The sequence below is a fragment of the Rhizobium mayense genome, from assembly GCF_030272705.1.
GTDB lineage: Bacteria > Pseudomonadota > Alphaproteobacteria > Rhizobiales > Rhizobiaceae > Rhizobium > Rhizobium mayense.
This window is the reverse complement of the sequence record NZ_JARFYM010000026.1, coordinates 37,083-62,477: the sequence shown is the minus strand read 5'-3', so window position 1 is coordinate 62,477 and position 25,395 is coordinate 37,083. Positions and strand designations below refer to the sequence as shown.

The following is a 25,395-nucleotide window of genomic DNA, read 5'->3' as shown; positions in this document are numbered from 1 at the left end:
GGATCGATAGCCGATGGCTGAATTGAAACCTTTCCTCGCCAAGGTCGCCAACCGCGAGGCGCTGACGCGTGATGAAGCGCGGCAGGCATTCGACATCCTGATGTCGGGCGAAGCGACGCCGTCGCAGATCGGCGCCTTCTTGATGGCATTGCGGGTGCGTGGCGAGACGGTCGATGAGATCGTCGGGGCGGTTACCACGATGCGCGCCAAGATGTTGCCCGTGGAAGCGCCGGCGGATGCGATCGATATCGTGGGAACCGGCGGTGACGGCGTCGGCACCTACAATATCTCGACGCTCGCCTCCTTCATCGTGGCGGGCGCAGGCGTGCCGGTCGCCAAACACGGCAACCGCGCTCAAAGCTCCAAAGCCGGCACTGCCGACACCCAATCCGTTTTGGGCATTAAGCTCGACATTGGTCCAGAGGTAATTGCTCGTTGCATCCGCGAGGCTGGCATCGGCTTCATGTTCGCGCAGTTGCATCATTCCTCCATGCGCCATGTCGGCCCTTCGCGCGTCGAACTCGGCACGCGCACGATCTTCAACCTGTTGGGGCCGTTGTCGAACCCGGCCGGCGTGCGTCGGCAATTGCTCGGCGTCTTCGCGCCGCAATGGGTCGTGCCGCTCGCCGAGGTGCTGAGGGATCTGAATGCCGAAAGCGTCTGGGTCGTGCACGGCAATGGTCTGGACGAAATCACCACGACCGGCACGACCTCAGTGGCAGCCCTCGAAAACGGCAGGATACGCACTTTCGAGCTGACACCTGCCGATTTCGGTCTCCCACGCGCCGATCTCGCGGACCTCAAGGGCGGCGATGGTGTCGCCAACGCGGCAGCGCTGCGAGACGTGCTGAGTGGCGCAAAGAACGCCTATCGGGACATCGCCCTCGCCAATGCTGCGGCATCCTTGGTAATTGCCGGCAAGGCGGAAACGCTACATGATGGTATGAGACTCGCGGCTCAGTCGCTCGACAGCGGCGCGACCGCCGTTGCGCTGGAAAAGCTGATCGCCGTCTCCAACGACGAAGGATAGGATCAGGACATCATGACGGATATCCTCCAGAAGATCGAAGCCTATAAGCGTGAAGAAATCGCCGCGGCCAAGGCAAAGGTCTCGCTTGCCGACCTCAAGGCAATGCAAGCCGGGCAGTCGGCGCCACGCGGCTTCCATAAGGCGCTGGTCGCCAAGAAGAACGCCGGTGCCTTTGGCCTGATCGCCGAGATCAAGAAGGCAAGCCCGTCCAAGGGGCTCATTCGCCCCGATTTCGATCCGCCCGCCCTTGCCGAGGCCTATGAGGCCGGCGGCGCTGCCTGCCTCTCGGTGCTGACGGATCGCCCAAGTTTCCAAGGCGCACCGGAATTCTTGACCGCCGCCCGCGCCGCCTGCTCTCTGCCAGCGTTACGCAAGGATTTCATGTTCGAAACCTACCAGGTGCACGAGGCGCGTGCTTGGGGTGCTGACTGCATTCTCCTGATCATGGCTTCGCTCTCCGACAGCGATGCGGAGCGCCTGCAGGACGAAGCATTCGGCCTCGGCATGGATGTGCTGGTCGAAGTGCATGACGCCGAAGAGATGGAGCGGGCATTGAAGCTGTCTTCGCCGCTCGTCGGCATCAACAATCGCAATCTGCGCACCTTCGAAGTCAGCCTGATCGTCAGTGAAACCCTGTCCACCATGGTTCCCGAAGGCCGGCTGCTGGTGGGCGAAAGCGGTGTCTTCACCTATGCCGATTGCAAGCGTCTCGAGGCCGCCGGCATCACCACCTTCCTCGTCGGCGAGAGCCTGATGCGAAAGGATGATGTGACTGCTGCGACGCGCCTGCTGCTGACCGGCGAATCCGACGTTCTGGCGGCCGAGTGAAATGAGCGCGGAGAAAGCCGGCCTTACCCATATCGGCACATCCGGCGAGGCGCGTATGGTTGATGTCGGCAACAAGGCCGAGACCACCCGTATCGCCACTGCCGAAGGCCATGTGAAGATGAAGCCGGAAACACTGGCGCTGATCCGCGAAGGCAATGCCAAAAAAGGCGATGTCATCAGCACGGCCAGGCTCGCCGGTATCATGGCCGCGAAGCAAACGGCCAATCTCATCCCGCTCTGCCACCCGCTGATGCTGACCAAAGTCTCGGTCGATATCGCCGAAGACGCGGCCCTGCCCGGCCTGCACGTGACCGCCACCGCAAAACTTACCGGCCGCACCGGGGTCGAGATGGAAGCGTTGACGGCTGTATCCGTCGCATGCCTGACGATCTACGACATGGCGAAGGCTGCCGACCGGATGATGGAAATCGGCGGCATCAGGCTTTTGGAGAAGTCGGGCGGCAAATCCGGCGATTTCCGTCATCCGGAGGTCTGACACCTATGAGCCTTTTACCCGTTGCTGACGCTCAAGCGCGCCTGTTGAATAGCACAACGCCGCTCCATCGCGTCGAAAGCGTTCCACTCGACATGGCGGAAGGCCGGGTTCTGGCCAAGGATCTGACCGCACGACTGACGCAGCCACCCTTCGACGCTTCGGCGATGGATGGCTATGCACTGCGTTTCGAAGACGCCGCCGACCCCGGCGCGTTACTGACAGTGATCGGTGTTTCCGCCGCCGGCCGCGCTTTCGAAGGTACGGTCGGCAAAGGCGAAGCGGTGCGCATCTTTACCGGCGCACCGGTTCCCGCGGGTGCCGATTGTGTGCTGTTACAGGAAGACATCGAACGGCTGGAGCACAGCCGCATCCGCACCACCTATCCCCTGCGCAAGGGGCAGCATGTCCGGCCGCGCGGACAGGATTTCGCCGAAGGCGAAGTGGTGCTTTCCGCAGGCGCGGTCATGGATTTTTCGCGGCTGACGGTTGCCGCCGCGATGAATCATCCGGCGCTTGACGTTTATCGCCGCCCACTGGTGGCGATCCTTGCGACGGGCGACGAGTTGGTGACACCGGGCAGTGAGCCCGGTCCATCGCAGATCATTGCCTCGAATACGTTCGGCATCGCGGCGCTTGCCCGCAACGCCGGCGCTCATGTGCTCGATCTCGGCATCGTGCCTGACGACAGGGCGGAGATCACCGCCGCCATCGGCCGAGCGCAGGTGGCGAAGGCCGATGTCATCGTCACACTCGGCGGCGCCTCAGTCGGCGATCATGATCTGGTGCAGGCGACCATGGTCGCAGCCGGCATGCAGCTCGATTTCTGGCGTATCGCCATGCGCCCCGGCAAGCCGCTGATGGTCGGGAGCCTCGGCGAAGCCCATGTCCTCGGCCTTCCGGGCAACCCGGTCTCCAGTCTCGTCTGCGGCCTGCTGTTCCTGGAGCCGCTGATCCGCAAGCTTGCCTCCCTGCCGCCGGTGAAGCGCGAAAGCATGGCGCGCACTGCCACAATGCTCGCCGCCAACGATCAACGCCAGGACTATGTCCGGGCGACGCTGACAAAATCCGAAGATAGCGGCGGGTGGATCGCCGAGGCGTTTTCCAAGCAGGATTCTTCTATGATGAAGGTCTTTTCCCGCTCGGACTGCCTCATCATTCGCCCTGTGCACGCGCCCAAGCTTGCTGCCGGTTCCGAATGCCCGGTCCTGCTCCTGCGCCCGGAGCTGCTGAGCTAAGCCGGATATGAAAATGCCGGGCAGTTGGACTCGCCCGGCGAGAATTTCGTCAAATTCAAAGAGAGATTACTTCGCCGGCTTCTCGTGGTGGCCGCCGAAGCCGGCGCGCATGGCCGACAGGACTTTGTTGGCATAGTCGTCATTGCCGCGCGAGGCGAAGCGGCCGTAGAGCGCGGCGCTGAGAACCGGCGTCGGGACGCCTTCGTCGATTGCAGCCGAAATGGTCCAGCGGCCCTCACCCGAATCCGAAACGCGGCCGGCATATTGCGACAGGGCAGCATCGCCATGCAGTGCGTCGGCGGTGAGGTCGAGGAGCCATGAGGTGATGACGCTGCCGCGGCGCCAGACTTCGCTGATTTCGGCGATATCGAGGTCGTATTGATAATATTGCGGATGCGACAGCGGCGCGGTTTCGGCGTCGGCTTCGGTCGTCTGCAGCCCGATATTGGCGTGACGCAGCACGTTGAAGCCTTCGGCGTAAGCGGCCATCAGGCCGTACTCGATGCCGTTATGGACCATCTTGACGAAATGGCCGGCGCCGGACGGGCCGCAATGCAGGTAGCCCTGCTCGGCAGTGCTGACGCTTGCGGCGGCTTCGGAGCGCATCTTGGACGGAGCGACGTCGCCGACGCCCGGCGCGAGCGTTGCGAAGATCGGCGACAGATGCTGAACCGTGGCCTTTTCGCCACCGATCATCAGGCAGTATCCGCGCTGCAGGCCAAAAACGCCGCCGCTCGTGCCGACGTCGACATAATGAATGCCCTTCGGCTTCAACTCTTCGGAGCGGCGGATGTCGTCATGATAATAGGAGTTGCCGCCGTCGATGACGATATCGCCGTCTTCGAGCAGTGGAACGATCTTGGCCAGCTCCTTGTCGACTATCGCAGCCGGCAGCATCAGCCAGACGGCGCGGGGACGGGAGAGCTTCGATACGAAATCTTCGAGCGACGTGCTTCCGGTGGCGCCGAGCTGTTCAAGCGTCGAGATGCTTTCCGGACGCGCATCGAAAACGACGGCGCTGTGGCCGCCATTTAGCAGGCGCTGCACCATGTTGCTGCCCATGCGGCCGAGGCCAATCATTCCGATTTGCATATGTCAGTCTCCTAGGAGGGGTTTAATCGTTTTGAGAAGTCCATAAAGACATTTCGCAGCATTTGCCAATGAACAAATGACGGGCGAGCTATGCAGGTGCGCGGGACCGGGCGGAAAATACCGAGCTCACGCATCTGTGATAATTATCCGTCGCTGTTCCTGCTTTGTACTGCAACCGCGTCCCCGCAGTTGCCCGGTAAGCCGGATATCTACACCGCCTTTGATAGCACAAATCGTGCTTCTTAGGCTTGCAGAGAAACGGCTATTTCAACAAAGCCATCAAAATTCAACAATCCACCGTGGCCAGTCGCGTGCATAATTCTGCCCGCACGTTCGGAAAGGCATTTCCGGCGAGCGCGTGTTTGCCTTCTCTGCTGACGAGGCTCTTTCTCTTGAGCCGCCAATCCGATCCTTCGATCATAGACGTTTCAGATCACTTGAGCTTTCGGAAAGGACTTTATCATGCCGACCATCACGACCAAAGACGGAACCACCAATCAGCATGTCGGTCTCACGCGGCGCGGCTTCTGCCTGTGCTGCATCGGCGGCGCGACGTTTGCCGCCACCGGTGCCTGGCTGACGCCGGCGGAGGTTTTCGCTGCAGCCGGCAATATCGTCGACATGATCCGCGGCGAAGCCGCCAACGCGCAGATCAAGACACACAAGCTGCGCAAGGATGTCAGCATGCTCGAAGGCTCCGGTGGCAACATCGCCGTGCTCACGGGCAGTGACGGCAAGCTTTTGATCGACGCTGGCATCACCGCCACGCGCCCGCGCATTGAAGACGCTTTGACCGCCCTTGGTAAGGAGCCGATCGTCCGGCTCATCAACACGCACTGGCATTTCGACCATACCGACGGCAATGAATGGCTGCATGGCGAAGGCGCCGCGATCATGGCTCACGTCAACACGCTGAAGCATCTCTCCGTCGCTCAGCGCGTAAATGACTGGGACTTCAACTTCCCCGCCTCACCCGCCGGCGCTCTGCCGACCGATCTGATGAACAATGAGCGCACGGTCAAGCTGAACGATGAAACGATCGCTTTGAAGCATTATGACCCGGCCCATACGGATGGCGACATCTCCGTCTATTTCCAGGAAGCCGATGTCCTTCACACCGGCGATACTTTCTGGAATGGCATCTATCCCTTCATCGACTATTCGACCGGCGGCAATATCGACGGCATGATCAAGGCCGCCGACGCCAATGTGGCGGCGACGACGAACAAGACAATCGTCATCCCGGGGCATGGACCGATTGGCAATAAGAAGCAGCTCATCGCATATCGCGACATGCTGAAGGCAGTACGCGACAATGTCGCCAGGCTGAAGAAGAAGGGCCATTCGCTCGACGAGATCGTCGCGGCAAAACCGTCGGCGAAATTCGATGCGAAATGGGGTAAGTTCGTCATCGATCCGCGTTTCTTCACGCAGCTCGTCTATGAAGGCGTTTAACGTCACTTGCTCAAAGGAGGCACCATGGCCGTCCCCCTGAAACTGCCACTCGTTCCGGCAGCATTCTTTGGCATGGTGCTTGGTCTCTCCGGTCTCGGCAATACCTGGCGCGCGGCGACGCGCGTCTGGCATTTACCCGCGGCAATCGGCGAGACGATCACCTTTGTCTCCGTGGCTGTATGGGCGGTGCTGATGGTGCTCTATGCCCTGAAATGGGCGGCGGCTCGCGAAGAGGCACTGAAGGAAGTGCTCCATCCCGTGCAGTGTTGCTTCATCGGCCTCGTCGGTGTCGCGACCATGCTGGTGGCCGGTGGTTTGCTGCCCTACTCCCGCGTCGGCGCTGAAACCCTGTATATCCTAGGCGCAATCTACACGCTGGCTTTCGCGGTCTGGAGAACCGGCGTTCTATGGCAGGGCGAACGCGATGTCGCCGCCACGACGGCCGTGCTTTATCTGCCGACTGTGGCCGGTAGTTTCGTAACCGCAACTGTTGCAGCCGCGCTCGGCTTTCCCGATTGGGGCCAGCTCTTCTTCGGTGCCGGGTTCTTCGCCTGGCTGGCGATCGAATCCGCCTTGCTGCATCGTCTTTTGACGGCGCCGGCATTGTCGCCGCCGCTACGCCCAACGCTCGGCATCCAGCTTGCACCGCCGACCGTCGGCGCCGTTGCCTATATCAGCGTCACGCAGGGACCGCCCGACATGCTCGTGCATGCCATGATCGGATACGGCGTCCTGCAGGCCTTGATCATGTTGCGCCTGCTGCCGTGGATCGCCAAGGAGGGTTTCAGCCCCGCCTACTGGGCCTTCACCTTCGGCGCGACGGCGCTGGCGACCGCGCCTTTGCGTCTGATCGACCGCGGCGACACCGGCCCGGTTTCGCAACTTGCTCCGATCCTCTTCATTGCCGCCAATATCACGGTTGGGCTGATTGCGATCGCCACGATCTGGCTGATTGCCAATCGCAAACTGACCATCGGCTGGGCGGATTTGTCACGCGGGGATGCCGGCGCCGTGCGACAGCGTTGATCGTCGGCGGTGTGCCGGGGGAGTTGGGAGGAGATATGCTGGATCACGTCACAATCGGAGTGAGAGATGTTGAACGGTCGAAGGCGTTCTACGACGCGGCCTTGCTGCCGCTCGGTATCGAACGTTTATATGCCGAGGGCGTGATTTTTGCTGGATATGGGATCAGACCTAGAGCCTTCTTCTGGATAGGACATCGGGACACGCCGCAAACTCGTGTTCACGTGGCTTTCACTGCGCAAAACAGAGCCGTCGTCGATCGGTTCTATGAAGCGGCGCTGGCGGCAAGCGGACTGGACAATGGACCTCCAGGCATCCGATCGCACTATCATCCCGACTACTATGGCGCTTTCGTTCTTGATCCCGATGGACATAACATCGAGGCCGTCTGTCGCCTGGCGGCGGGTCAGATCTGCCCATAAAGCGTGCGCTCGTTCGGCGCAGGCGCGCTGACTACTCCACCGGCGGACCGACATAGCGCGCGCGTGGCCGGATAAGACGGCCGCTCGTGGATTGCTCCATGGCATGCGCCAGCCAGCCGACCGTGCGAGCGAGTGCGAACATGATCAAAGGCGCGTCCTGCGGCAGATGGTAGGCCGATGTCATCGCCGTCAGCGCAAAATCAACGTTGACGCGTTCTCCAACCAACTCTTCGGCCACGCGGCGGACCTTTGCGAACAAAGGCGGCAGCGTAAAGCAGCCAAGCAGCGCCTTCGCGCGTGCATCGCCGTCGGGATAGAGCGGATGACCGACCGCTGGTATCGGCCGCCCTTCGGCAAGGTAACTCCGTACGGCCTCCTCCGCGCCGATCGCGGCGGCGCGGGCGATCAGCGAGCGCACTCCTTGCCACGCGCCGCCATGCAGCGGCCCGGTCAGTGTCGATAGGCCGGAAAGCGCTGCGGCTGACAATGTTGCACCGGCAGACGCGGTGATTCGCGCGGTAAAGGTCGAGGCATTGAGCTCGTGGTCGGCGAAGAGCACGAGAGAGCGACGAATGAGTTCGTCGGCATCCGGCCGGTTCCAGGCTGATGCGAGGCGCTGATGCACCGGCAGATGAGGCAAGCCGGGCGCCAGCACATTGGCAACTGTGCCGAATACGCTTTCCGCTTCGATTTGCAGCGCCGGCAGCGATCGCCCAAGCGATGGCAGGTCGGCTGTGGCGCGCTCGGCCAAAGCGCAAAAGGCCGCCGTTAGGGCGGGTGGCCCGCTGTTGCCGCCCTGCCCTTCCAGCCGCAAGGGCCGTTTCATGTCCCATAGCAGCAGCGCGATTTCCTCCAACGTCGCATGGTCAGCAAGATCAGCCGCATCCTGCCCGCGATAAAACAGCCGTCCTGCCGCGACCGTCGACAACGCCGAAGGCAGCACAGGATCACCCCATTGGATGGCATCGGCCGCCACGGCCTCGGTTTTTCGGCGTCCCGCGTGACGTGCAGCTAGCCGCTTGACGTCATCGGTGAAATAAAGGCTTCGACGCGTATCACTCGGATCGGGCTTCGCACGGATGCGGCCGCGGCTGACATTGGCGTACAGCGTTTGCGATTTGGTGCCCAGCAGGTTCAGCGCCTGCTCCGCGGTCAGCCAGCTCATGGTCCCTCATATTGATCAATTGCATCAAGATTGACGTCAATAAAAATAGGACTCATCTAAGCGGATAGTCAAAGGAGAATGACGATGAAAAGTGGTCTCGAAGATATTGTTGCCGCCGAAACCAAGCTGTCGGATGTGGATGGCGCCGCTGGCCGGCTGATTATTCGCGGTGTGTCGCTGGACGATCTGGTCGCGACCAGCCGCTTTGAGGATGTTGCCGCGCTGCTGCTGGACGGCCTGTTCGAGGAACATGCCGATGCCGCAAGCATCAGGACGCAATTGGGCGCCGCGCGCGTCGAGTTGTTCGCCCATGTCAAAGCGGCAGATCCAGTTTTGCAGGCTCTGCCGCCGGTGGAAGCCATGAGGGCGCTTTTGGCTCGTATCGAAGACGGCGAGAATTTTGCGACCGCCATCCGCTTGATGGCCGCGCCTGCGGTCTTCCTGCCTGCCGTACTGCGTCTTCAAAACGGCAATAGGCCGATCAAGCCGGATGCTTCGCTGTCGCAGTCCGCCGACATCCTGCGCATGCTGACAGGCAAGGCTCCGACGCCGCAGCAGACAGCCGGCCTTGACGCCTATCTGGTGACGATCTCGGATCACGGGCTGAATGCGTCCACTTTCGCCTCTCGGGTCATCGCCTCGACCCATGCCGGCCTGACCTCGTCTGTATTGGCGGCGATCAGTGCCTTGAAGGGACCGCTCCATGGCGGTGCACCCGGCCCTGTACTCGACATGCTCGATGCGGTCGGCGAGCCGGCCAATGCCCGCGCGTGGCTATCGCAGGCACTCGACCACGGCGAACGGCTGATGGGTTTCGGCCACCGCGTCTATCGCGTCCGCGATCCGCGTGCCGATGCACTCAAGACGGCGCTGCGGCCGATCTTTGCGAGCGGTCAGGCAGACGCCGGCCGCATTGCGCTTGCCGAAGCGATCGAGGCAGCGGCACTGGCGCTGTTGAAGGAACGCAAGCCGGACCGTCCGCTGGAAACCAATGTCGAGTATTATACCGCCTTGCTGCTGGACGCCCTCGGTTTCCCGCGCAATGCCTTCACCGGTGTCTTCGCGATCGGCCGCACGGTGGGCTGGATTGCCCATGCGCGTGAGCAGATGCTCGACGGCCGCCTGATCCGTCCGCAGTCGCGTTACGTCGGGCCCCTGCCGAAAGCTGCGTAACAAAAGCGTTCGCCATTCGGATTGATCTTTAAGCAGCCGCGACTTGTCGCGGCCGCATCAGCGCTTCGCGGATATGGCGGGCAAGTTCGGTTGCCGGCGGCGTTGCTTCGCTTTTGGACAAATAGAGGTTGATGGAAAAGATGGGCAGGTCCGGCAGGCCGTCGCCAGCGCCGAGAATATCGAGGTCGGCGGGAACGGTGGAGGTAAGCCAGGCAGTCACGGCGAGGTCGGTGCGAACCGTCGCTGTCGTCGCCTCGATATTGCCGTTCTCGAACACGGTGCGCCAGCGCCGCCCGTCGTCCCGCAGCGCCGCGTAGACCGATGGCCGGAAGGCGCAGGTATCGGCCACCATCGAAATTGGCAGCGGATTCTTGCGGTAAGCGCTGCCCGCTTTTGCACCCACCCACACCAGCCGGTCGACAGTCAGGCATTCGCCCTTGGACGTGCCGAGCGGCTCCTCGATGATGCCGAGATCGATCGCGCCATTGTCGAGCGCCTGCATCAACTCGGGCGATGAGCCGCAGACCAGTGAAATTTCTACCTGCGGATGACGTTCGGCATAGGATCTGAGTACCGGCGCCAGAACCGTTCCGACAAGATCATGGGGCACACCGAGCCGCACGCTGCCTTCTATGGTGGTTTCCGTCATGTCGGCCCAGATATCGTCATTGAGGATCAGCAACCGGCGGGCATTGCCGAGCAGTCGTTCGCCCGCATCCGTCAGCCGCAATCCGCGCTTTTCCCGTTCGAACAGGGCACAGCTCAGCATCTCCTCCAATCGTTTGATCTGCTGGCTGACGGCGCCCTGCGTCATGTGCAGCATATTGGCGGCAACCGTCATGCTGCTGTGATCGGCCACGGCAGTGAAAGTCCTGATCAGGGCAATATCGAAGTTTCTAGCCATGACACCATTATAAACGCTAATGCATCGATCCTTCAACATTCGTTTTTCTGATGGCCGCCGCTCGCCTATGTCTTCGCAAGAACGGAGACCAGCCCGCATGACCATCGCAGCCTTTTTGCCACTGATCCTTTTTGCACTCGTCTCGACCATCACGCCGGGCGTTGCGACGACGCTCGCCACGGCCTCCGGCGCACACTTCGGTTTTCGCCGATCGATACCCGTCATGGCCGGCTGCGCTGTTGGTCTTGGTTCCATCGCTTGCGCGGCGGCGGCCGGGCTTGGCAGCCTGCTGATGGCCCTGCCCGCACTGCAGATTGCGATGAAAGCACTTGGCTCGCTCTACCTGACGTGGCTCGCCGTGCGCATTGGCCGAAGTGGCCCGCCGCGTCTGGATGGCGAAATGGCGAAGCCGACAAGCTTTGCAACCGGCGTCTGGATGCTCTGGTACAATCCTAAGGGATGGGCGATGACGATCGGCGCTGCTGCCTCCTTCGCCGCTTTGGCGAGCGGCCCGGCGACTCTCGCTATTTTGCTTGGCCTGACCTTTTGCTCTGTCGCTGCATTTTCGTTGGCTATTTGGTGCGCTCTTGGGCAATTGCTCGGTCGGCTCCTAAAAACGGCCTGGCAATGGCGCGCTCTCAATTTTTTTCTCGCCTGCCTACTGATTATTTCCATTGTTCCGATGTGGCGTGGATAAAGTCAAAAATGGTGAAAATGCCCATAATGTGTGGGAATTTGCGTAGTTTGGGCTAGTGAAAATAGTGAAATTATAGCCCTTACTACGAAGTGACTAGCCAGAAAGACCTCTCGCTTCCGAGCCCCAATCGGTGTTATTTGCCGCGCCCAAAATCGTTTTCCAACTGCCATGGTGCAATATGGAACGCTACGCACGACATTGTGACAATATCGGCGTAAACTGTAGCCTTAGACCACAGGATGTATTCGGGGGGCACTTGGAGCGCCGACTGACTGCCATTCTTGCTGTCGACATCGTGGGCTACAGCCGCTTGATGGGAACGGACGAGGCCGGCACGCTGGCAGCGATGAGGCAGCATCGTGCCGAAGTTCTGGACCCGAGGATCACCGAACATAAGGGGCGCATCGTCAAGCACACCGGCGACGGCATGCTAGTCGAATTTTCGAGCGTGGTGAACGCTGTCGCCTGCGCCACGGAAATCCAGCGCGATATGCTGACGCGAAATGAGGACGTGCAGCAGGAGCGCCGCATCGAATTGCGTATGGGCATCAACCTCGGTGACGTCATCGTCGAGGACGGCGATATCTTTGGCGAAGGCGTCAATCTGGCGGCCCGCCTCGAAGCCATTGCCGAGCCGGGCGGCATCGCCGTCTCCGCCTCGGTGCGCGATCATGTCGGTTCCCGTCTCGGTGTTTCCTTCGAGGATCGCGGTGAGCATTCCCTCAAGAACATCGCCCATAGTGTCCGCGTCTATACCGTGTCTCTCAATGCACCAACGACCTCATCGGTCGTCGCTTTGCCGGCGCGGGATGGTCGCAAGCGGCTGGTGGCCGTCCTGCCCTTCGTGAACATGAGCGACGACCAGGAGCAGGAATATTTCTCGGACGGGATTACCGAGGATCTCATCACCGATCTCTCGCAGATTTCGGACCTCAACGTCGTCGCCCGCAATACCGTCTTCACCTACAAGGGCAAGTCGGTGAAGGTGAAGCAGATAGCGCAGGAGCTCGGCGCGGATTTCGTTCTGCAAGGTAGCGTCCGTAAGGCGGCACAGCGCGTCCGCATCACCGGTCAGCTGATCGACACCCGCAACGGCGCGCATCTCTGGGCCGGCCGTTTCGATCGCGACCTGACCGATATTTTCACCATCCAGGACGAGATCACCCATGCGATCGTCGATCAACTGAAGATCAAGCTGCAGCCGGAGGAAAAGAAAGCGATCGAGAGCGAGCCGACCGCCAATATCGAAGCCTATACCTACTATCTTCGGGGCCGGCAGTTCTCGCACGCGTGGACGCGGTCCTACCTGCTGTTGGCGAGGCGGATGTTCCTGAAGGCTGTCGAGCTGGATCCGGATTACGCCCGTGCCTATGCGGGCATCGCCGATTGCGACTCGGCGTTGAGGGACTGGAGCCCGCGCGAATACCCGCTGAAAAGCATCATGGCGATGAGCGCCAAGGCGTTGGAACTAGATCCTGATTTGGCCGAGGCCTATGCGTCGCATGGTCTAGCATTGCATCAAAGCGGTCTGGATGAGGCGGCGACCGCCGCCTTCGCCAGGGCCATGGCGCTGCAGCCAAATCTCTACGAGGCGAATTTCCACTATGGCCGCTTCCTGTTCATGCATGGCCGGTTCGAGGAGGCAGTGCAGTATTTCGAGCGCGCGGCGACCATTCGCACCGACGACTATCTGTCACCCGTGCATCTGATCAGCGCCTTCCGCTCACTCGGAAAAACCAAGGAGCTGGAGCACTGGGCAAAGATCGGCATCGAGCGCGCCGAGCGGGCACTCGATCTCAACCCGGAAAATTCCGGCCCCGCCCACCGTGGCGCTATCGCCCTTGCGCATCTTGGCGAGGCCACGCGTGCCAGGGAATGGGCGGCGCGTGCCCTGACGATCGATCCGGACGACATCTGCGCCCAATACAATGTTGCCTGCGCCTATGCCGTGCTCGGCGATCACGACGCGGCGTTGGACCTGCTGGAGAGATTGCTGCCGCTGAGCTCTGCCTACCAGGTGCTCTGGTTCAGCAATGATTCCGATCTGGATTCGCTGCGCGACTCGCCGCGTTTCCAGAAAATGTTCGAGGTGTTCGAGCGGGAGCGCGCCTTGGGGGAGCAGAGAGAGGCCAACGAAGATAAAGCGCTGTGTTAATCCGCTCTACTTTTCGGGATCATGTTTGACTGCGCCACAGCCAGACGGCCAGCGAACCGGTGCGACCGCGCAAGTTTGCCTCGATAGGACCATCGAGCCTGCCCTCGAGATAGGGTTCGCTGTCGCGCCCGGCCGATTGCAGCAGGTCGTTGCTGATGGCGATCTCGGCGTTATTGCGCGCGGCCACTTCCATCAGGCGACTGGCGACATTGACGGTGTCGCCTGTCGCCGTGATCTGCTGACGGCCTCTGCCGCCGAGTCTCGAGGCGACGACGGTGCCGAAATGCGCGCCGATCTTGAAACCGATGCGAGAGGCGATCGCTTCGGGTAACGCTCCAAGCCAGCCTCTCATCCGGTCTGCAAGGCGAATGCAGCAGCGCGCCGCATTGGCAGGATCGTCCCGTTTCGGTTGCGGCAGGCCGAAGAGGATCATCGCGCCGTCGCCCATGAAACTGGTGATGGCGCCGCCACAGGCTGTCACTTCTTCGTCGACAACATCATAAAAGCCGTTCAGCAGCTCACGCACCGCCGTTGGGCCGATCGCTTCGCTGAGGCCCGTAAAGCCGTTGAGATCGATGAAGACAATAGCCGCCTCCTGCCGCACCGGCTGCGCCAGAAAGCCGGGATCGCGGGCGAGATATTCGGCAAGACCTGGCGCCTGGATACGCTGCAGGAGTTCGCTCTGCAGCTCAAAATGTTTGGCCTGTTTGCGGCCAAGCCAAAGCTGCGCTGCGCCGAACAGAAGCGCCGGCGGCATGACCGCAGCCATCGGCATGGCGGCACTCAGCCAGATGCCATGTTTGAAGGCGCTGAGGTTGATCGACAGCCAGGCAAGGATGACGCACAGCGCCATGATAAGGCCGATGGTGTTGCGCCGCCAGGCAATCAGGCCAACGAGAACGAGCGGCAGGCCTATGGCAAAGCCGAGGTCGACGAGGCGCACGCCCCGGTCGCGGATCAACCCGTCCCCCGCAATCAAATGCGTAATCGAGGTGGAGATGACTTCCACGCCCGGCAAGACTGGATCGAACGGCGTCGGAAAGACATCGCCACCGCCGGTGACGGTCGCGCCGATGATGACGATGTGGTCCTTGATCGCCTCCTCCGGCAATTGCCCGTTCAACGCCGCATTGGCGCCGATGGTGCGTATCGTGCCGCGCGGACCGTAGAACGATAGCGGCATAAGATAACCGGTATCGGTATGCACCGAACGGTCACCGAGCTTGATCAGGTCGGAGATGACGGTTGTATGCTCACCAGTCGCCGCAGAGACGAGGCGCAGAGAGAAGGACGGTTCGATCCGCTCGCCACTGCGAAACAGCATGGGCACGAAACGAGGCGTCCCAGTTTTGTCAGTCTGGACGTTGACGATGCCATAGGTCGCGGCTTCCGCGAAGCGCTGCTGTGGTTCCAGGAATTGCAGGGCGCTGGGTACGCGATCAAGAGGCTCGTTGCTGTCCTCCGCAACACGCTGGCGGCTTTCGGGAAAGACGCCGGCGGCGGCCAGCACGGCGTTGGTCCGCTTCAGGGATTGTGCAAGTGCCGTGTCGTCCGCCTCCGTACCGGGATCGACCAAAAGCATGTCGAGCCCGATCGCTTTCGGCTTCCGCGCGGCGATGGCATCGACGATCTTCGCGAGGGTGGCGCGGGGCAGAGGATAGTGGCCGGCCTGACGCGATGTTTCATCGTCGACAGCGACGATGGTAACGACATCGGGTGGTTGCCGGCTGCCGACGAGCACATTCCGGAGATTCGTCAGCGTCGCTTCGGCACCGTCGATAACCGGAATGTCGCCGCGCAGATGCGCAATGCCGAGGCCTGCACCCCAGGCGGCAGCCAAGACAAGCGCAATCAGCGTGTGCAGCGGTGGTCTGCGCATGGGTTGTCAGAATCTCACTGGCCGAGGCGGCCCATCAGTGCGTTTATACGTGGTTGTCCCCAGCGAGTGACACTCAGAGGACTACGGCCGCGATCAACATCGACACCCTGCCCTTGTCCAAGCGTAACGCCCTCGCCGGTCGAAATCTTGTTGACAGCGACGCGGCCGCGCAGCACCAGCACGGATGTCTTCCCGCGTTGCGCATCGACCGCCCATCGCGTGCCGCGCACGGCAGCGATCGCCTGTGGCGTCACCACTTCGAACCCGCCGCGAATGCGGCCGCTATCGACATCGACCAGAGCCGCCTTGCTATTGAGCACGATGGCATCCACCCGGCCATCGCGATTGCGGTCGGTGAGCTGGTAACTTGCCCCGCGTTCGATGGTGATACTGAGGCCCGGCTCGCAATTCAGGGTCTGGCGTTGGGCGCTGACCGCCGGCCGCAGCGAACAGCCCGTGGTTTGTGCAAGAGCCGAATCGGCCCCGACAGCGCACAGAACGACGACGGCGCCGAGAAAACCCGTTGTCTGGTTCATGATTATGCCCCTCATCGAATATAACTGTCGCCAGGCGCGATAAAATCCAGCCGCAGCTATGTAAATCTATGAAAACAATGATGCGTCAGGAGCGGTTGATCTGCAAGCTGTCGTAGCCCTTGGCCTTGTAGAGGATGGTCGAAACCACCCAGCTCAGCAGGAAGATACCGACGACCACAAAGCCGAAATTGACGAGATTGTCGTTGAGATCGCCGATGTAGCTCCAGACACCGCCTTCGAGGCCGAGCTTGTCCGAGATCAAGCCTAATGCCTCGATACCGCCGATGAAGATGGCGACGGCAACCGATGCCGCCGTGATTGTCAGATTGTACCAGAGCTTGCGCACCGGCTTGACGAAAGCCCAGCCGTAGGCGCCGGTCATCAATATGCTGTCGCTAGTGTCCATCAGCGACATGCCGGCGGTGAAGAGCGCAGGGAAGACGAGGATCGTCCAGAAGGACATGCCTTGCGCTGCCTGGGCCGCCGATATGCCGAGCAAGCCGATCTCCGTCGCCGTATCGAAACCAAGTCCGAACAAAAAGCCGATCGGATACATATGCCAGGACCGCGTCACCACCTTGAACATCGGCCGGAAGATGCGCGCCAGGAAACCGCCGCCAGCCAGCAAAGCGTCCAGGTCTTCGTCGGCAATCCTCTCGCCCCTCCGCGCGCGATTGAAGGCAGACCATACGCCCTTGAGGACGAACAGGTTGGCAATGCCGATGAGAAGCAGGAAAGCGGCCGAGACCGCCGTGCCGATGACGCCTCCAACATCGTGGAACGACTCGAGCCGGCTTTGCATTGCAGCCGTCGTCGCGGCTATCACGATCGATGCGATGACCACGATCGAGGAATGGCCGAGCGAAAAGAAGAAGCCGACTGCATAAGGCTGTTTCCTTTCCTGCATCAGCTTGCGCACGACGTTGTCGATCGCGGCGATATGATCGGCGTCGAAGGCGTGACGAAGCCCAAACATATAGGCAAGAAACGCAATACCCAGAAGCGATGGCCTTTCAGCAAAGGCGACCCACGCCCAGATCCATGCCGCAACATTGAATGCGATCAGCAGCGTGAAAGTGAAAGCTATCTTGGCCGTCGCTCTTTTCGCGCGATCGTCAAATGGATTGAAGATCATACATTTGTTCCCATTATGCTCACGCGCACAGTGCCACGGAACGGGAAGCGGCGCGACAGTCAAGTCACGTAGATGCCAAGGTTTTTCGCAGTGCTACAAAAATGAGCAAACCCGGCAGATGTCGGGTTTGCCTTGTCAATCGATCAGCCCATTTCGAACGGGTTGCCCTCGTCTGCCCAGCCGGTGATGCCACCAATCATGACCTTGACGCCCTTGCCAAGCCTGCCGAGGCGGAGTGCCGCCTTGTCCGTGCCGTTGCAATGCGGTCCGGCGCAATAGACGACGAACAGCGTGTCGTCAGGCCATTCCGCCATCTTCCGCGCGGTCATCTTGCCATGCGGGAGGTTGATCGCGCCGGGGATATGTCGCTCCTGAAACAGGACCGGCCCGCGAACGTCGATCAGCACAAAGTCAGCATTGCCCGACGTCATCGCCTGATACACATCGGAGCAATCAGTCTCGAAAGCTAGCCTCTGGGCATAATATTCAGCAACGAGGCTCGGCGCTGCGGCGGGGACTTCACTGACTAGGGACATGGAACGCTCCTTCTTTGGTTCAGCGCATTCATGTCTGAGCGAACCCACAGTTGAAATTGGCCGGAATGCCATATAGCGTCAACATCATGCCAAATTCCGATAGCCCTAATCCTCTCGGCCCGCATGTCGTCACTCTCGTCTATGACGGGCTATGCACGTTCGAATTCGGCGTCGCCTACGAAATCTTCGGTCTCGCGCGCCCTGAGATGGGCGCCGATTGGTACCGCTTTTCCGCCTGCACGATCGAGGACGGGCCGTTGCGCGCTGCTGGTGGGCTCACAGTGCAGGTCGACCACGGGCTGGAGGTCATTGCCGATGCCGATCTGATTGTGGTGCCCGGCTGGCGCGGCATCGGGACACCTGTCCCTGCTCCGTTGATTGCAGAGCTGCAAGCGGCCAGCCGCCGCGGCGTTCGCATCATGTCGTTATGTTCGGGCGTCGCGGTCCTCGCAGCCGCGGGGTTGCTTGCTGGCAGAAAGGCGACGACGCATTGGCGCTATGTCGATTCTATTGCTGCGCGCTATCCGGATATCACGGTCGATGCCGATGTTCTCTATGTCGACGAAGACAGTGTGCTGACCGCCGCCGGCAGCGCCGCCGCCATCGATCTTTGCCTGCATGTCGTGCGCCGGGATTTCGGCCCTGACATCGCCAACAGTGTTGCGCGGAGGCTCGTGGTGCCGCCCCATCGCGAAGGCGGTCAGGCGCAATATATCGAGACACCGGTTCTGCGACAGCGCGAGGGAGCACGCTTGGGTCCTTTGCTCGAATGGATGCGCGAGCGTTTGCAGGAAGAGCAGCCCATTGCTGCACTTGCAGCGCGTGCCGGCATGAGCGTACGGACGTTTCAGCGCCGTTTCGAGGCGACGACCGGCATGGCGCCGGGCGAATGGCTATTGAGCGAGCGGCTGCGACGCGCCCGGGATCTGCTCGAAAAGCAGACTGCCATTTCGCTGGATGATGTGGCTGTGGCGAGCGGATTTGGATCGCTCGCCACCATGCGCCATCATTTTCGGGAGAGGCTTGCGGTCAGCCCGAGTGACTACCGCAAGCGATTTGCCGCCCTTAAACCAGTCGGCTTTGCTCAGTCGCCGCTTCGATGAAGCTCGAGAACAACGGGTGCGGTTCGAGCGGGCGGGACTTCAATTCCGGATGATACTGAACACCGATGAACCACGGATGATCCGCATATTCGATCGTTTCCGGGAGTACGCCGTCCGGCGACATGCCGGAGAAGACGAGACCGCAATCTTCCAGCCGTTCTTTGTAGTCGATGTTGACTTCATAGCGGTGGCGATGGCGTTCGGAAATGTCGGTCGAGCCATAGATTTCGGAGATCTTCGTGCCCTTCTTCAGCGCCGCCTTGTAGGCGCCGAGACGCATTGTGCCGCCGAGGTCGCCGGATGCCGTGCGCTTCTGTAGTTCGTTGCCCTTCAGCCATTCCGTCATCAGGCCGACGACCGGCTCCTTGGTCGGACCGAATTCGGTGGAGGACGCGTGATCGACGCCGGCAAGATTGCGGGCTGCTTCGATGACAGCCATCTGCATGCCGAAGCAGATGCCGAAATACGGCACCTTACGCTCGCGGGCGAAGCGGGCCGCATGGATCTTGCCCTCGGAGCCTCGTTCGCCAAAACCGCCCGGCACGAGAATGCCGTGGACCTTTTCGAGATAGGGTGCTGGATCTTCCTTCTCGAAGACCTCCGACTCGATCCATTCGAGCTTGACCTTTACGCGATTGGCGATGCCGCCGTGGTGCAGCGCTTCGATCAGCGACTTATAGGCATCCTTGAGGCCGGTATATTTGCCGACGATGGCAATGGTCACCTCGCCTTCCGGCGTGCGGATGCGGTTGCAGACTTCTTCCCACTGCTCGAGCCGCGGCTTCGGTGCCGGCTCGATGCCGAAAGCGGCCAGCACCTCATTGTCGAGGCCTTCCTTGTGGTAGGCCATCGGCACGTCGTAGATATTGGCGACATCGAGCGCCTGGATGACGGCGGACGGACGGACGTTGCAGAACAGCGAAAGCTTGCGACGCTCAGCCTCGGGGATTTCCCGATCGGCGCGCACGAGCAGGATGTCGGGATGAATGCCGAGCGCCTGCAGTTCCTTGACGGAATGCTGGGTCGGTTTGGTCTTCAGCTCGCCGGCCGCCGGGATGTAAGGCATCAGCGTCAGGTGGACGTAGATGGCAGTGCCGCGTGGCAGATCGTTGCCGAGCTGACGGATCGCTTCCATGAAAGGCATGGCTTCGATGTCGCCGACCGTGCCGCCGATCTCGCAGATGACGAAATCATAGTCGTCATTGCCTTCGGTGACGAAATCCTTGATCTCGTTGGTGACGTGCGGAATGACCTGAACAGTAGCGCCGAGATAGTCGCCGCGGCGTTCCTTGTCGATGATGTTCTTATAGATGCGACCGGTGGTGATGTTGTCGGTCTTGGTGGCCGAACGGCCGGTGAAGCGTTCGTAGTGGCCAAGATCGAGGTCGGTTTCCGCACCGTCATCGGTGACGAAGACCTCGCCGTGCTGGGTCGGGCTCATCGTGCCCGGGTCCACGTTCAGATAGGGGTCGAGTTTGCGAAGGCGGACCCGATAACCACGGGCCTGCAACAACGCTCCGAGAGCCGCGGCCGCAATTCCTTTTCCGAGGGAAGAAACCACGCCGCCAGTGATGAATACATATCGCGCCATGGGAGTCACCGGATACCTTTTCACAAATGATTCCGCCAGTCCTAAAATTCGTTTCCGGAATTTTGGACGCAGAACGCGGAATGTTGACAAAACAAAACCGGCAGATCGGAAGACCTGCCGGAGGATTTTAGTAGCTGACCGGGCTTACTGGCCGGTCGGAACGCCGCTGCCGCTTTGAGCTGGCGCTGTGGTTGTCGGAGCCGGCGCTGGCTGCTGACCGGTGGCGGCAGGCGCCTGCTGGCTGTTGGTGGCCGGAGTAGTCTGCTCACCGCCAGTTGCCGGAGCCGGCTGCGTTGCGGGCGCGGCTGGTGCCTGTTGGGTGGCCGTCGGCGCGGGCTGTGGCGTCGTCTGAGGTTGCGGAGCAACCACGCCGCTGTTCGGGACACCGTTGTTATTGGCCGGCTGGGATTGGCCGCCTGCCGGAGCTGCACCCTTCTGGCCGCCGAGCGAATCGAGAATGCCGTTGCCCTGACCCGCCGTGCTCGGAATACGGTTCAGAATATCGGTCGGACGTCCCTCGAAGCGCGAATAAACATTCATGCCCAGCGCCAATGCAAAGAACAACGCCGCAAGGATGGCCGTGGTGCGGGTCAGCGCATTGGCCGTGCCGCGTGCCGACATGAAGCCCGATCCGCCGCCGATGCCCAGGCCGCCGCCTTCCGAGCGCTGAATCAGCACCACGCCGATAAGGGCGATGACAACCATGAGATAGATGACAAGCAGTACGGTTTGCATAGGTCCAGTCCTGCCCACAGGCGCGGGCATCAAAAAGAAAAGCTCGCGGCTCTTTACATGAGGCTTTCGCCTATTCCAAGTCCTTTTGAGACTGGAACCCAGGCAAGTGAAACCTTCAGGCGAACTGCCGTTCGAATGCGCCATAGATGGCGAGGAAGTCTACGGCTTTCAAGCTGTGGCCGCCAACGAGCACACCGTTCACATTGGGGATGGCGAGTAGCTCTGCCGCGTTGTCGCCGTTGACCGAGCCGCCATAGAGAAGACGGATCTGCCCGCCGTCGGCGCCAAAGCGTTCGATGAGCTCGTCGCGCATGAAGAAATGTGCCTCCTCGATATCGGCGCGCGTGGGAAGCTGGCCGCTGCCGATCGCCCATACCGGCTCATAAGCGACGACGGTCGTCTCCGAGGTCGAACCTTCTGGAACCGAAGCATTAAGTTCGCGCTTCAGGACATCCAGCGTCTGGCCGCTGTTACGCTCGTAGGCCGTTTCGCCAATGCAGATGATGGTGATCAGTCCCGCGGCATGAGCCGCTTCCGCCTTGGCGCGCACCAGCATGTCGCTTTCCGCATGGTTTCTGCGCCGCTCGGAATGACCGACGATGACATGGGTACCGAAGCAGTCGGCGATCATCTCGGCGGAAATATCGCCTGTATGCGGGCCGCTGACTTGCTGATGGCAGTCCTGTGCACCGATCGCCAGCGGACTATCGTCGCAAAGTGCTGTTGCGACATACAGCAAGCTTGCCGGTGGGCAGAGCAATGTGTCGATTTTTTCGGATAGCGGCGCTTTCACTCCATCGGCCATCGCCTTGATCTGGTCGAGGCTGGCCCGTGTGCCATTCATCTTCCAATTTCCAGCCAAAAGCGGCCGTATTTTATTTGTCATTCCGCGTTTCCCCCGTCACCTCTCTGCCGCACTAACAAAACTAGGGCGGAAAGAAAAGTTGTCGAAAGCGGCCGGAAGGAGTTCAAATCGTTTAAAAAATCGCTTTTCCGAAAATAATTCGAAATTTTTTCGAAGAGAGTTATGAGGGTTGTGGATCAATGACCCAATTCAACACTTTTCGCCAGTCGGTCATGCGCACCGGCGTGCCATGGTTGCCGGTGGCAAACAGCGTGAACCGCGTCGGGTAATGCGACTTATAAAGCTTTTCAAAGAGAGCTTCCTGGTTGGTCGCCGCGTAGACAGGATCTCTGCTGCCATGGGTGAACCAGATCGGCAGTTTTGCCTTGTAGAAAGCGCTGTTGGCGAAATCCGGATCGGTGACGCCGCTTAAAATCGCCATTCCCTTCAGGCGCTTGACGCTTTCGGCGTCGCGGGTAATGCCCCAGCAGATGAAGCTGCCCATTGATGCGCAGGTGAGAATGACAGGCCTGCCACCGGACTGCTCGTAGGAATAGCGGATCAGCGCCGCGATGTCGGTGACGCCGTCGCTATCGAAGCTTTTTACGCTTGGGGCATAGTAGGTGCCGCCATTGTTGTAGGCGAGGTTTTTCAGCCGGTTGAAGTTGCCGCCGAACGTATAGTCGTTCGACCCCAGCCTGCGGTCGCCGCCGCGGCCGTGGATGAAGATCACGGTGAAGGCCTGCTTGGATGCCGGGCCAATGCGGGTGACGTCGAGCTTGCGGTCACCGAGCGGCAAGGTCTCGTCCTGCTGCGCTTTCCAGCGCACGCCGGTTGCAACATAGGCCGGCTTGACGCGCCGTTCCGGGACCTCGTCGCGGCCATTGATGTCGCGCATTTCCTGATAGTCGATCGTTTGGAAAGCACCATTGTCATGGCTTTCGAGGACCGTTTGATTGGAAAAGAGATCATCTTTGAAGGGCTTCAGCACCTCGGCTGCGGCACCCGACGCGACCGTCAATGGCAAAAACGCCGCAATCGCGGCTAAAATAGACAAATGAGCTGTGGACATTCGCATGCGGACACTTCCCTCGATAGGCCCACGGGCTTGCCATCCGCAGCCCGGCAACGCAAATCTTTTTTCCGAATTTGCCCCGTCACTGGGGCGCCATCGCGCTCGCGCATCGTTTCTGGCAGAATCACGGTGATTCGCGAAACTGACGGCAAATGCGGTGATTTTGGGGTATGACCCCTTCAAGGACAAATCTGAACAGTTCCATGGATAACAGCAACGATCTCTTCTCCGGACTGCCCCTTTCCCCGAAACCGGAAGCGGCAGACAAGCCGGCCGTCAAGGCTGAAAAGCCTGTGGCCGCTCCGGCACCGCGCTCAGCGCCGACAACCTCGACTTCCGAAGAATACGGCGCCAATTCGATCCGCGTCCTCGAAGGACTGGAGCCAGTGCGCATGCGCCCCGGCATGTACATCGGCGGCACGGACGAGAAGGCGTTGCATCACCTTTTCGCCGAAGTCATCGACAATTCCATGGACGAGGCCGTCGCCGGCCATGCCGATTTCATCGAAGTCTATCTCGACCAGAAGGGCTATCTGACCGTCACCGACAACGGCCGCGGCATCCCTGTCGAAAACCATCCGCAGGTGCCGGGCAAGTCGACGCTCGAAGTCATCATGACCAAGTTGCATGCAGGCGGCAAATTCGACGGCAAGGCCTATGAGACCTCGGGCGGCTTGCACGGCGTCGGCGTTTCCGTCGTCAATGCGTTGTCTGATGATCTCGAGGTCGAGGTGGCGCGCAATCGCAAGCTCTATCGCCAGCGCTTTTCGCGCGGCATTCCGCAGGGCGGCCTGGAAGAGCTCGGCGATGTCCATAACCGCCGCGGCACCCGTACCCGTTTTCATCCCGATCCGCAGATTTTCGGCGAGCATGCCAGGTTCGATCCCGCCCGCGTTTTCCGCATGGCGCGCTCCAAGGCCTATCTTTTCGGCGGCGTCGAAATCCGCTGGAGCTGCGATCCCGAATTGGTGCCGGCGGGCGCCGAATTTCCCGAAAAGGCCGTCTTCCATTTCCCCGGCGGCCTGAAGGATTACCTCAAGGCGACGATGGGCAATGAGTTCACCGTCACGCGCGAGATTTTCGCCGGCAAGTCGGAAAAAGCCAGCGGCCACGGCTCATTGGAATGGGCGATCACCTGGTACGGCGGCGATCCGCAGATCCATTCCTATTGCAACACCATCCCCACCCCGGAAGGCGGCACGCACGAGGCAGGCCTGCGCATCGCGCTGACCAAGGGGCTGAAGAACTATGCCGAGATGACGCAGAACAAGCGTGCGGCCGGCATCACCACAGACGACGTGATGATTTCCGGCGTCGGCATGCTTTCCATATTCATCCGCGAACCGGAATTCGTCGGCCAGACCAAGGACAGGCTCGCGACGGTCGAGGCGCAGCGCATCGTCGAAAACGCGCTGCGTGATCCCTTCGATCATTATCTCACCGACAATCCGGCCGAGGCCGAAAAGCTGCTGGATTGGGTGATCGAGCGCTCCGAGGAACGCCTGCGCCGCCGCAAGGAAAAAGAAGTCAATCGCAAGACGGCCGTGCGCAAGCTGCGCCTGCCGGGCAAACTCGCCGATTGCTCGCAAAATACCGCGGAAGGCGCCGAACTCTTTCTGGTGGAAGGTGATTCGGCCGGTGGCTCCGCCAAGCAGGCGCGCAACCGCACCAATCAGGCGATCCTGCCGTTGCGCGGCAAGATCCTCAACGTCGCCAGCGCCGGCCGCGAAAAGCTGTCCGCCAACCAGCAGATCGCCGATCTCGTCCAGGCGCTAGGTTGCGGCACGCGCTCGAAATATCGCGAAGAGGATCTTCGCTATCAACGTGTTGTCGTCATGACCGATGCCGACGTCGACGGTGCCCATATCGCCTCGCTGCTGATCACATTCTTCTATCAGGAAATGCCTGAGCTGATCCGTGGCGGCCATCTCTTCCTAGCCGTGCCGCCGCTCTACAAGATCACGCAGGGGCAGAAATCCATCTACGCCCGCGACGACGCCCATCGGCTGGAGCTGATGGAGACCGAGTTCAAGGGCAAGGGCAAGATCGAGATCAGTCGCTTCAAGGGCCTCGGCGAAATGCTTCCGGCCCAGCTCAAGGAAACGACGATGGATCCGGCGAGACGCACGCTGCTCCGCGTCGAGATCGACGAGGTGGATTTCGAGGGCACGCGTGAAGCCGTCGATAATCTCATGGGCACCAAGGCCGATGCCCGTTTCCGGTTCATCCAGGAGCGCGCGGCATTTGCCGAGAATCTAGATATCTGACAGTCACGGTTCGCCGTCG

At 60.8% G+C, this 25,395-nt stretch carries 23 protein-coding genes; 12 read left to right on the top strand and 11 right to left on the bottom strand.

The annotated features are described in order from the left end of the window. Positions 1-13 precede the first annotated feature (13 nt). From trpD to PY649_RS25000, 4 genes are read left to right on the top strand one after another with little or no spacing between them, the layout of a single operon-like run. The gene (gene trpD, locus PY649_RS25015; RefSeq protein WP_285871518.1) at positions 14-1,030 is read left to right on the top strand and encodes an anthranilate phosphoribosyltransferase; all 1,017 of its coding nucleotides are present in this window, start codon (positions 14-16) and stop codon (positions 1,028-1,030) included. A gap of 12 nt (positions 1,031-1,042) precedes the next feature. Further along, entirely contained in the window at positions 1,043-1,858 is an 816-nt protein-coding gene (trpC, locus tag PY649_RS25010; RefSeq protein ID WP_285871517.1) for an indole-3-glycerol phosphate synthase TrpC, read from the top strand. Position 1,859: 1 nt separating this feature from the next. Beyond that, positions 1,860-2,354 carry a cyclic pyranopterin monophosphate synthase MoaC gene (gene moaC, locus PY649_RS25005; RefSeq protein ID WP_285871516.1) on the top strand — a complete coding sequence of 165 codons (495 nt, stop codon included), beginning with the start codon at positions 1,860-1,862 and terminating at the stop codon, positions 2,352-2,354. Positions 2,355-2,359: 5 nt separating this feature from the next. Continuing rightward, on the top strand, positions 2,360-3,589 hold the full coding sequence (locus PY649_RS25000) for a molybdopterin molybdotransferase MoeA (protein WP_285871515.1): 1,230 nt from the start codon (positions 2,360-2,362) through the stop codon (positions 3,587-3,589). A 66-nt stretch (positions 3,590-3,655) separates the two neighbouring features. Here PY649_RS25000 and gnd read toward each other — a convergent pair whose 3' ends face one another. Continuing rightward, positions 3,656-4,681, bottom strand: coding sequence for a phosphogluconate dehydrogenase (NAD(+)-dependent, decarboxylating) (gnd, locus tag PY649_RS24995; RefSeq protein WP_285871514.1), 1,026 nt, complete (start codon positions 4,679-4,681; stop codon positions 3,656-3,658). Positions 4,682-5,143: 462 nt separating this feature from the next. On the opposite strand from gnd, the gene PY649_RS24990 reads away from it, so the two are divergent. The 3 genes from PY649_RS24990 to PY649_RS24980 are packed head-to-tail and all read left to right on the top strand — an operon-like array spanning position 5,144 to position 7,581. Continuing rightward, positions 5,144-6,136, top strand: a complete 993-nt coding sequence (locus tag PY649_RS24990) for an MBL fold metallo-hydrolase (RefSeq protein ID WP_285871513.1) — start codon at positions 5,144-5,146, stop codon at positions 6,134-6,136. Positions 6,137-6,160: 24 nt separating this feature from the next. Then, positions 6,161-7,162 (top strand): dicarboxylate transporter/tellurite-resistance protein TehA, encoded by a 1,002-nt coding sequence (gene tehA, locus PY649_RS24985; protein ID WP_285871512.1) that lies wholly within the window; start codon positions 6,161-6,163, stop codon positions 7,160-7,162. A gap of 35 nt (positions 7,163-7,197) precedes the next feature. Then, positions 7,198-7,581, top strand: a complete 384-nt coding sequence (locus PY649_RS24980) for a VOC family protein (RefSeq protein WP_285871511.1) — start codon at positions 7,198-7,200, stop codon at positions 7,579-7,581. A 31-nt stretch (positions 7,582-7,612) separates the two neighbouring features. Here PY649_RS24980 and PY649_RS24975 read toward each other — a convergent pair whose 3' ends face one another. Beyond that, positions 7,613-8,746, bottom strand: coding sequence for a citrate synthase (locus tag PY649_RS24975; RefSeq protein WP_285871510.1), 1,134 nt, complete (start codon positions 8,744-8,746; stop codon positions 7,613-7,615). An 84-nt stretch (positions 8,747-8,830) separates the two neighbouring features. Between PY649_RS24975 and PY649_RS24970 the strand changes: the two genes are divergently transcribed. Then, positions 8,831-9,919: a citrate synthase/methylcitrate synthase gene (locus PY649_RS24970; protein ID WP_285871509.1), complete on the top strand. Its 1,089-nt coding sequence runs from the start codon at positions 8,831-8,833 to the stop codon at positions 9,917-9,919. Positions 9,920-9,947: 28 nt separating this feature from the next. Here PY649_RS24970 and PY649_RS24965 read toward each other — a convergent pair whose 3' ends face one another. Further along, positions 9,948-10,823: a LysR family transcriptional regulator gene (locus tag PY649_RS24965; protein ID WP_285871508.1), complete on the bottom strand. Its 876-nt coding sequence runs from the start codon at positions 10,821-10,823 to the stop codon at positions 9,948-9,950. 97 nt (positions 10,824-10,920) lie between these two features. Here PY649_RS24965 and PY649_RS24960 point away from each other — a divergent pair, with 97 nt between their 5' ends. Both PY649_RS24960 and PY649_RS24955 read left to right on the top strand, forming a co-directional pair. Next, positions 10,921-11,520, top strand: coding sequence for a LysE family translocator (locus tag PY649_RS24960; RefSeq protein ID WP_285871506.1), 600 nt, complete (start codon positions 10,921-10,923; stop codon positions 11,518-11,520). 256 nt (positions 11,521-11,776) lie between these two features. Then, positions 11,777-13,675 (top strand): TPR end-of-group domain-containing protein, encoded by a 1,899-nt coding sequence (locus tag PY649_RS24955; protein WP_285871504.1) that lies wholly within the window; start codon positions 11,777-11,779, stop codon positions 13,673-13,675. A 19-nt stretch (positions 13,676-13,694) separates the two neighbouring features. On the opposite strand, the gene PY649_RS24950 is transcribed toward PY649_RS24955, so the two are convergent. The 4 genes from PY649_RS24950 to PY649_RS24935 all read right to left on the bottom strand — a co-directional run bounded on the left by PY649_RS24950 (position 13,695) and on the right by PY649_RS24935 (position 17,761). After that, a complete protein-coding gene (locus tag PY649_RS24950; RefSeq protein ID WP_285871503.1) occupies positions 13,695-15,554 on the bottom strand; it encodes a CHASE2 domain-containing protein in 1,860 nt (619 codons plus the stop codon). Positions 15,555-15,568: 14 nt separating this feature from the next. After that, on the bottom strand, positions 15,569-16,090 hold the full coding sequence (locus PY649_RS24945) for a FecR domain-containing protein (protein ID WP_285871501.1): 522 nt from the start codon (positions 16,088-16,090) through the stop codon (positions 15,569-15,571). Between the two features lie 85 nt (positions 16,091-16,175). After that, positions 16,176-17,225 (bottom strand): HoxN/HupN/NixA family nickel/cobalt transporter, encoded by a 1,050-nt coding sequence (locus PY649_RS24940; RefSeq protein ID WP_285871500.1) that lies wholly within the window; start codon positions 17,223-17,225, stop codon positions 16,176-16,178. A gap of 143 nt (positions 17,226-17,368) precedes the next feature. Further along, the gene (locus PY649_RS24935; RefSeq protein ID WP_285871498.1) at positions 17,369-17,761 is read right to left on the bottom strand and encodes a rhodanese-like domain-containing protein; all 393 of its coding nucleotides are present in this window, start codon (positions 17,759-17,761) and stop codon (positions 17,369-17,371) included. Positions 17,762-17,826: 65 nt separating this feature from the next. Here PY649_RS24935 and ftrA point away from each other — a divergent pair, with 65 nt between their 5' ends. After that, positions 17,827-18,864 carry a transcriptional regulator FtrA gene (ftrA, locus tag PY649_RS24930; RefSeq protein ID WP_285871497.1) on the top strand — a complete coding sequence of 346 codons (1,038 nt, stop codon included), beginning with the start codon at positions 17,827-17,829 and terminating at the stop codon, positions 18,862-18,864. Here the strand turns inward: ftrA and pyrG are convergent. The 4 genes from pyrG to PY649_RS24910 all read right to left on the bottom strand — a co-directional run bounded on the left by pyrG (position 18,827) and on the right by PY649_RS24910 (position 23,112). Then, complete coding sequence (pyrG, locus tag PY649_RS24925) at positions 18,827-20,455, bottom strand: CTP synthase (protein ID WP_285871496.1); 1,629 nt, start codon at positions 20,453-20,455, stop codon at positions 18,827-18,829. The two genes, ftrA and pyrG, sit on opposite strands and share 38 nt — an antisense overlap. Positions 20,456-20,599: 144 nt before the next feature. Then, positions 20,600-21,190, bottom strand: coding sequence for a preprotein translocase subunit SecG (gene secG, locus PY649_RS24920; protein WP_285871495.1), 591 nt, complete (start codon positions 21,188-21,190; stop codon positions 20,600-20,602). A 115-nt stretch (positions 21,191-21,305) separates the two neighbouring features. Beyond that, positions 21,306-22,076 carry a triose-phosphate isomerase gene (gene tpiA, locus PY649_RS24915; RefSeq protein WP_285871494.1) on the bottom strand — a complete coding sequence of 257 codons (771 nt, stop codon included), beginning with the start codon at positions 22,074-22,076 and terminating at the stop codon, positions 21,306-21,308. A gap of 139 nt (positions 22,077-22,215) precedes the next feature. Then, positions 22,216-23,112, bottom strand: a complete 897-nt coding sequence (locus tag PY649_RS24910) for an alpha/beta fold hydrolase domain-containing protein (protein WP_285871493.1) — start codon at positions 23,110-23,112, stop codon at positions 22,216-22,218. Between the two features lie 200 nt (positions 23,113-23,312). Here PY649_RS24910 and parE point away from each other — a divergent pair, with 200 nt between their 5' ends. Further along, positions 23,313-25,376: a DNA topoisomerase IV subunit B gene (gene parE, locus PY649_RS24905; RefSeq protein ID WP_285871491.1), complete on the top strand. Its 2,064-nt coding sequence runs from the start codon at positions 23,313-23,315 to the stop codon at positions 25,374-25,376. Positions 25,377-25,395: the final 19 nt, after the last annotated feature.

Bases quoted from the DNA above. Each gene is read 5' to 3' on its own strand.
- trpD (WP_285871518.1), top strand. From the start codon at position 14: ATGGCTGAATTGAAACCTTTCCTCGCCAAGGTCGCCAACCGCGAGGCG.
- trpC (WP_285871517.1), top strand. From the start codon at position 1,043: ATGACGGATATCCTCCAGAAGATCGAAGCCTATAAGCGTGAAGAAATC.
- moaC (WP_285871516.1), top strand. From the start codon at position 1,860: ATGAGCGCGGAGAAAGCCGGCCTTACCCATATCGGCACATCCGGCGAG.
- PY649_RS25000 (WP_285871515.1), top strand. From the start codon at position 2,360: ATGAGCCTTTTACCCGTTGCTGACGCTCAAGCGCGCCTGTTGAATAGC.
- gnd (WP_285871514.1), bottom strand. From the start codon at position 4,681: ATGCAAATCGGAATGATTGGCCTCGGCCGCATGGGCAGCAACATGGTG.
- PY649_RS24990 (WP_285871513.1), top strand. From the start codon at position 5,144: ATGCCGACCATCACGACCAAAGACGGAACCACCAATCAGCATGTCGGT.
- tehA (WP_285871512.1), top strand. From the start codon at position 6,161: ATGGCCGTCCCCCTGAAACTGCCACTCGTTCCGGCAGCATTCTTTGGC.
- PY649_RS24980 (WP_285871511.1), top strand. From the start codon at position 7,198: ATGCTGGATCACGTCACAATCGGAGTGAGAGATGTTGAACGGTCGAAG.
- PY649_RS24975 (WP_285871510.1), bottom strand. From the start codon at position 8,746: ATGAGCTGGCTGACCGCGGAGCAGGCGCTGAACCTGCTGGGCACCAAA.
- PY649_RS24970 (WP_285871509.1), top strand. From the start codon at position 8,831: ATGAAAAGTGGTCTCGAAGATATTGTTGCCGCCGAAACCAAGCTGTCG.
- PY649_RS24965 (WP_285871508.1), bottom strand. From the start codon at position 10,823: ATGGCTAGAAACTTCGATATTGCCCTGATCAGGACTTTCACTGCCGTG.
- PY649_RS24960 (WP_285871506.1), top strand. From the start codon at position 10,921: ATGACCATCGCAGCCTTTTTGCCACTGATCCTTTTTGCACTCGTCTCG.
- PY649_RS24950 (WP_285871503.1), bottom strand. From the start codon at position 15,554: ATGCGCAGACCACCGCTGCACACGCTGATTGCGCTTGTCTTGGCTGCC.
- PY649_RS24945 (WP_285871501.1), bottom strand. From the start codon at position 16,090: ATGAACCAGACAACGGGTTTTCTCGGCGCCGTCGTCGTTCTGTGCGCT.
- PY649_RS24940 (WP_285871500.1), bottom strand. From the start codon at position 17,225: ATGATCTTCAATCCATTTGACGATCGCGCGAAAAGAGCGACGGCCAAG.
- PY649_RS24935 (WP_285871498.1), bottom strand. From the start codon at position 17,761: ATGTCCCTAGTCAGTGAAGTCCCCGCCGCAGCGCCGAGCCTCGTTGCT.
- ftrA (WP_285871497.1), top strand. From the start codon at position 17,827: ATGCCATATAGCGTCAACATCATGCCAAATTCCGATAGCCCTAATCCT.
- pyrG (WP_285871496.1), bottom strand. From the start codon at position 20,455: ATGGCGCGATATGTATTCATCACTGGCGGCGTGGTTTCTTCCCTCGGA.
- secG (WP_285871495.1), bottom strand. From the start codon at position 21,190: ATGCAAACCGTACTGCTTGTCATCTATCTCATGGTTGTCATCGCCCTT.
- tpiA (WP_285871494.1), bottom strand. From the start codon at position 22,076: ATGACAAATAAAATACGGCCGCTTTTGGCTGGAAATTGGAAGATGAAT.
- PY649_RS24910 (WP_285871493.1), bottom strand. From the start codon at position 23,112: ATGCGAATGTCCACAGCTCATTTGTCTATTTTAGCCGCGATTGCGGCG.
- parE (WP_285871491.1), top strand. From the start codon at position 23,313: ATGGATAACAGCAACGATCTCTTCTCCGGACTGCCCCTTTCCCCGAAA.